Annotated in this window: 6 protein-coding genes and 1 pseudogene; 2 read left to right on the top strand and 5 right to left on the bottom strand. The window is 66.0% G+C overall.

Annotation, left to right across the window (positions count from 1 at the left end; genetic code table 11):
• Positions 1 to 100 precede the first annotated feature (100 nt).
• From M1B34_RS33275 to M1B34_RS33255, 5 genes are read right to left on the bottom strand one after another with little or no spacing between them, the layout of a single operon-like run.
• Positions 101 to 430, bottom strand: a complete 330-nt coding sequence (locus M1B34_RS33275) for a type II toxin-antitoxin system RelE/ParE family toxin (protein ID WP_268267388.1) — start codon at positions 428 to 430, stop codon at positions 101 to 103.
• The gene (locus M1B34_RS33270) at positions 427 to 663 is read right to left on the bottom strand and encodes a type II toxin-antitoxin system ParD family antitoxin (RefSeq protein ID WP_159897652.1); all 237 of its coding nucleotides are present in this window, start codon (positions 661 to 663) and stop codon (positions 427 to 429) included. Before M1B34_RS33270 ends, M1B34_RS33275 begins: the two co-directional genes overlap by 4 nt.
• Before the next feature lie 43 nt (positions 664 to 706).
• Positions 707 to 1,345, bottom strand: a complete 639-nt coding sequence (locus tag M1B34_RS33265; protein WP_123331257.1) for a response regulator — start codon at positions 1,343 to 1,345, stop codon at positions 707 to 709.
• On the bottom strand, positions 1,345 to 2,604 hold the full coding sequence (locus M1B34_RS33260) for a HAMP domain-containing sensor histidine kinase (RefSeq protein WP_268267387.1): 1,260 nt from the start codon (positions 2,602 to 2,604) through the stop codon (positions 1,345 to 1,347). The genes M1B34_RS33265 and M1B34_RS33260 overlap by 1 nt, the downstream gene beginning before the upstream one ends.
• 2 nt (positions 2,605 to 2,606) lie before the next feature.
• Complete coding sequence (locus M1B34_RS33255) at positions 2,607 to 2,729, bottom strand: hypothetical protein (protein ID WP_268261825.1); 123 nt, start codon at positions 2,727 to 2,729, stop codon at positions 2,607 to 2,609.
• A gap of 158 nt (positions 2,730 to 2,887) precedes the next feature.
• Between M1B34_RS33255 and M1B34_RS33250 the strand changes: the two genes are divergently transcribed.
• Positions 2,888 to 4,072, top strand: a complete 1,185-nt coding sequence (locus M1B34_RS33250) for an ABC transporter substrate-binding protein (RefSeq protein WP_268267386.1) — start codon at positions 2,888 to 2,890, stop codon at positions 4,070 to 4,072.
• A 29-nt stretch (positions 4,073 to 4,101) separates the two neighbouring features.
• Positions 4,102 to 4,359, top strand: a pseudogene (locus M1B34_RS33245) (hypothetical protein); the annotation flags it as partial.

The raw sequence follows: 4,359 nt of genomic DNA, 5'->3' as shown, positions 1-4,359 counted from the left end.
AAAAGTGAGTCGCCGTAAGGGCGAAACCCTCAGCGGCCGTGACCGCAGCAACGGATATACCCCTCCCCTCACCACAAAAAGCCCCCGGCATCCCCCGCCACTAGCGGGAAACACCTTCAGCCAACCACTCAGGAAAGTCCCGCATACCGTGCAAAACGCGCCATACGTCGATGTGGTCATCGCGTTCAACGTAGAACACCAGGTAGGGGTAGCGCTTCAGTGGCCAGCAAAGCAGCCCCGGCAGATCCAGCTCGTGGGCGTAGCGAGGCATACCCGAGGCCGGATGGCGGCCGATGTGGGCATAGGCCTTTTCCAGAGCATCGATAAAACCGAGCGCCGCCCGCTCGGCCTGTTCGTCAAGGTAGTAGTTGATGGCGCCTTCCACGTCCTGGCTGGCAAGGGCGCGTGGAATGACCGGCTTGGCTTTCATCCTCGCGCCTTGCGAACCCTGGCACGCAGGGATTCGAAATAGTCACCCTCCACAGCAGTGCCCGGCGCCGATTGAGCACCCGCCAACAACAGGCCACGCAGATGTTGCCGATCCTGATCCTTGCGAATCAGCTCACGCACATATTCACTGCTGGTGCTGTAGCCGCGCTGGCTGACTTGATCATCGACAAAGGACTTGAGAGCGTCCGGCAGGGAGATGTTCATGGTGCTCATGGCTTTGTCCACTTTTGACAAAATTTGCCAAACTATACACCCCTCACCCCGCCACTCGCACCACCCCCATATCAATCCCCAGGTGCACCAGCTCGGCATGGGAGCTGACCTGCAACTTGCTCTTCAACAAGGTCAAATAGTTCGACACGGTCTTGCCGCTGATGCACAGCTGTTCCGCAATCAATCGGGCGGGCGTGCCTTTGGCCAGCATCACGAAGATCTCCAGTTCCCGCTGGGTCATACTTTGCAAGCGCGGGTCGCTGGCGTTGCGTTGCGGGGCACAGGCCAGCTGCGTTGCCAGGGGCTGTTCGATGTAGGCGTGCCCCGCGAGAATCCGCCGCACCGCCTCGATCAGCACTTCCGGCGCCGAGTTTTTGGTCAGGTAGCCCGAAGCCCCCGCGTCCAGCGCCTGGCGCACCAGGGGCAGCTCATCGTGCATGCTGAAAAACAGCACCCGCAGTTGCGGCAAACGCTGGCGCAAGCGCCGGGTGGTCTCCAGGCCGCTGATGCCCGGCAGGCCAAAATCCATGATCACCAGGTTCGGCACTTCTTCTTGCACCCGGGTCAGGGCCTCTTCACCGGTGGCCGCCTCGCGGACCTGGATCGCCGGTAGCAAGGCCCGCAACAGGCTGGCATAGCCCTGACGCACCACCGCATGGTCATCCACCAACAAAATATTCATCACGCCTCCAAAGGAATGCTCAAGGCCAGGGCCCAGCCGGCGCCGGGGCGGCTGATGATGCGCAACTCACCCCCCAGGCTGCGGGCCCGCTCAAACATCGAATACAAGCCCACCCCCGGCCGCTGGGGCTGTGGCGCGCCGCGGCCGTTGTCACGAATCAGCAGGCGCAAGCGCCCGGCATTGTGTTGCAGGCGCACCCGCACCTGGCTGGCGCCGGCGTGCCGGGCGACGTTGGTCAGGGCTTCCTGCAACAGGCGGTAGAGGTGGGTCTTGCTGGCGCCAGGCAGGGTCGGCAGGTGCTGGCCCACTTGCAACCGGCAGGCAATGCCCTGGCTGCCTTGCCACTGGCTGACCAGCAACCCCAGGGCTTCGGGCAGCGGCAGGTGTTGCAGCACCACCGGGTACAGGTCGTGGACCAGGGCCCGGAAGCCTTGCTGCAGGTGTTCGCAATTGAGTTCCAGGGCCTGGACGGTCTGCGCCACCACCGTCGGCTGGCCGGCCGCGACCCGCAGCAGGCACGCCTGGGCACGGATGCCCGCCAGGTATTGGCCGAGGTCGTCGTGCAGGGTCTGGGCCAGGTGGGTACGCTCCTGTTCCTGCACCGCCAGCAGGGTCTGGGTCAGTTGGGCGTTGTCGGCGCGGGTCTGTTCCAGGGTGGTGGTCATGCGGTTGAAGTGTTCGGCCAGTTGCCGCGCTTCCGGCAGGCCAGCGGCCCGCAGGCGCACCGCCAACTGGCCGCCGGACACCTGGCGCAAGGCCTGGAGCAGCTCCGCCAGCAGCCCCATGCCGCGCCCCACGGCCCAGCGGATGGTCAACAGGCTCAGCAACAGGGCCAGCCCGCACAGGCTCAGCAACTGTTGCAGGGAATCCCAGACTTCATCGATCTCGTCACCCGGGTCGACGGCGATCAGCACCCGCCGGCCGTCCTTCAGGTCCAGGACGCGGGCGCTGTGGCGGCTGTCGTTGAACAGTTGGCGGCCGAGCCAGGCATCCAGGCCTTCCTCCGGAGCCAGGATCATCTGCTGCCCCGGCTGCAGCCAGTGCACCCGCACATGGCGCAGGCTTTGGGTCAGGCGCGGTTGCAGGCTAGCGGGATCGCGCTCGGCGGTCTCGCTGAGGTACTGCACCACGGCCTCGGCCGATTGCAGTTCGCGCTCCACGTCGGCCACCGCCTGGTGCAGCAGCAAACCGGTGCAGGCCAAGGTCACCAAGGCAAAGAACGCCGTTACCCAGAGGTTGATCCGCCACAGCGCCGACATGCCTAGCGCACCGGAACCAGCGGCAGGTTCGACGGCTGCGCTGGGCGTGGCGGCTGCTGGCGGTCGACACCGATCAGGCTGAGGATCAACAGCAACGGCAAGAGCAGGGTTTTCAGAATACGCATGGTCCGTCCTCGCCGTGGATGATGACTGTCGAAACCCATGCTAAAACCGCGCCGCCCGGGGCGGGCTACTACCTTGGTACTGGCCGGGCGCTACTTTCTGCATATTCCCCCGACCCGGCGCGGTTCCTATGCTGGCGCTACCTGCAGTGGAGTGCCCCATGCGCCAGCTCGCCCCTTACGCCCTGTTCTACCTGCTGGCGATTGCCAGCGCCGCGTTACTGGCCACCCAGAGCCAGGCCGACGAGGGCCCGTTGCAGATTCGCATCGGCTACCTGGGCTACCGCCCGGACCCGGGGCCGCTGCTGTCCAATGTCATCGCCGAGCCCGCCGACGCCGGGCTGCGGGGTGCCGAACTGGCGATCATCGACAGCAACAGCACCGGGCGTTTTCTCAAGCACGACTACCAACTGAGCAGCGCCAGCGTCGACAGCCCCGAAGCCCTGCTGCAAGCCGCCCAGGCCCAGCACGCCCAGGGCTTGCGACTGTTTGTGGTGAACGCCCCGGGCGCCAGCCTGCGCCAACTCAGCGCGGCCCTGCCCGACAGCCTGCTGTTCAACGCCGGCAGCGCCGACGACGCCCTGCGCAGCACCCAGTGCCTGCCCAACGTGCTGCACAGCCTGCCCAGCCGCGCCATGCTCGCCGACGCCCTGGTGCAATTCATGGTGCTGCGCAAATGGTCGCGCGCACTGCTGATCGTCGGCCAGACGCCAGTGGACGAGGCCTACGCCGCCGCCCTGCGCCGGGCCATGAAACGCTTCGGCATGAAAATCGTCGCGGAAAAGCCCTGGAGCTTCGACAACGATCAACGCCGCAGCGCCCAGGCCGACATGCCGCTGTTCACCCAGACCGCCGAGTACGACGTGGTGCTGGTGGCCGACGAGCGCGGCGACTTCGGCGAGTACGTGCCCTACCAGACCTGGTACCCACGCCCCGTGGCCGGCACCCAGGGCCTGATCGCCACCGGCTGGCACAAGACCGTGGAAACCTTCGGCGCCGCGCAATTGCAAAAACGCTTTGAAGCCCTGGCCGGACGCTGGATGAACGACCGCGACTTCGCCGCCTGGATGGCCGTGCGCAGTGTCGCCAGCGCCGTGGGCAAGCTGCGCCAGACCGAACCCCGGGCCCTGCAACAACTGCTGCTCAGCGACCAGATGCCCCTGGACGGTTTCAAGGGCCGCAAGCTCAGCTACCGGCCCTGGAATGGCGAACTGCGACAGCCCATCCCGCTGGTGCAGCCGCGGGCGCTGGTCAGCACGTCACCCCAGGAAGGCTTCCTGCACCCGTTCAATGAAATGGACAGCCTGGGCTACGACCAGCCCGAGGTGACCTGCCGCTACCCCTGATCCCCCACAACAAAAACAAGGAATCCACCATGCGCCGCACCCTGCTTTCATGCGCCCTGCTGCTTGCCGCCGGGCACGCCGCGGCCAGCACCGCCTGGGTCTCCAACGAAAAGGACAACAGCCTGAGCCTGATCGACATGCAGACCCTGACCGTCACCGAGACCCTGCCCGTGGGCCAGCGCCCGCGTTTGTCGAGTTCAACCAGGACCGGCTCGCGCCTCTGGGCCTCGGCGGAAATCGGCGGCACGGTGACCATTCTCGACCGTGGCCACGCGCCGGCCATCCTC

The sequence above is a fragment of the Pseudomonas morbosilactucae genome, from assembly GCF_023241715.1.
In the GTDB taxonomy this organism is placed as follows: Bacteria; Pseudomonadota; Gammaproteobacteria; order Pseudomonadales; family Pseudomonadaceae; genus Aquipseudomonas; species Aquipseudomonas morbosilactucae.
Note: the sequence above shows the minus strand (reverse complement) of the source record. Positions and strands in the feature narration are given on the sequence as shown.

Excerpts from the sequence above, each read along its gene's own strand:
- M1B34_RS33270 (WP_159897652.1), bottom strand. The coding sequence starts at position 663 with ATGAGCACCATGAACATCTCCCTGCCGGACGCTCTCAAGTCCTTTGTC.
- M1B34_RS33260 (WP_268267387.1), bottom strand. The coding sequence starts at position 2,604 with ATGTCGGCGCTGTGGCGGATCAACCTCTGGGTAACGGCGTTCTTTGCC.
- M1B34_RS33255 (WP_268261825.1), bottom strand. The coding sequence starts at position 2,729 with ATGCGTATTCTGAAAACCCTGCTCTTGCCGTTGCTGTTGATCCTCAGC.
- M1B34_RS33250 (WP_268267386.1), top strand. The coding sequence starts at position 2,888 with ATGCGCCAGCTCGCCCCTTACGCCCTGTTCTACCTGCTGGCGATTGCC.
- M1B34_RS33265 (WP_123331257.1), bottom strand. The coding sequence starts at position 1,345 with ATGAATATTTTGTTGGTGGATGACCATGCGGTGGTGCGTCAGGGCTAT.
- M1B34_RS33275 (WP_268267388.1), bottom strand. The coding sequence starts at position 430 with ATGAAAGCCAAGCCGGTCATTCCACGCGCCCTTGCCAGCCAGGACGTG.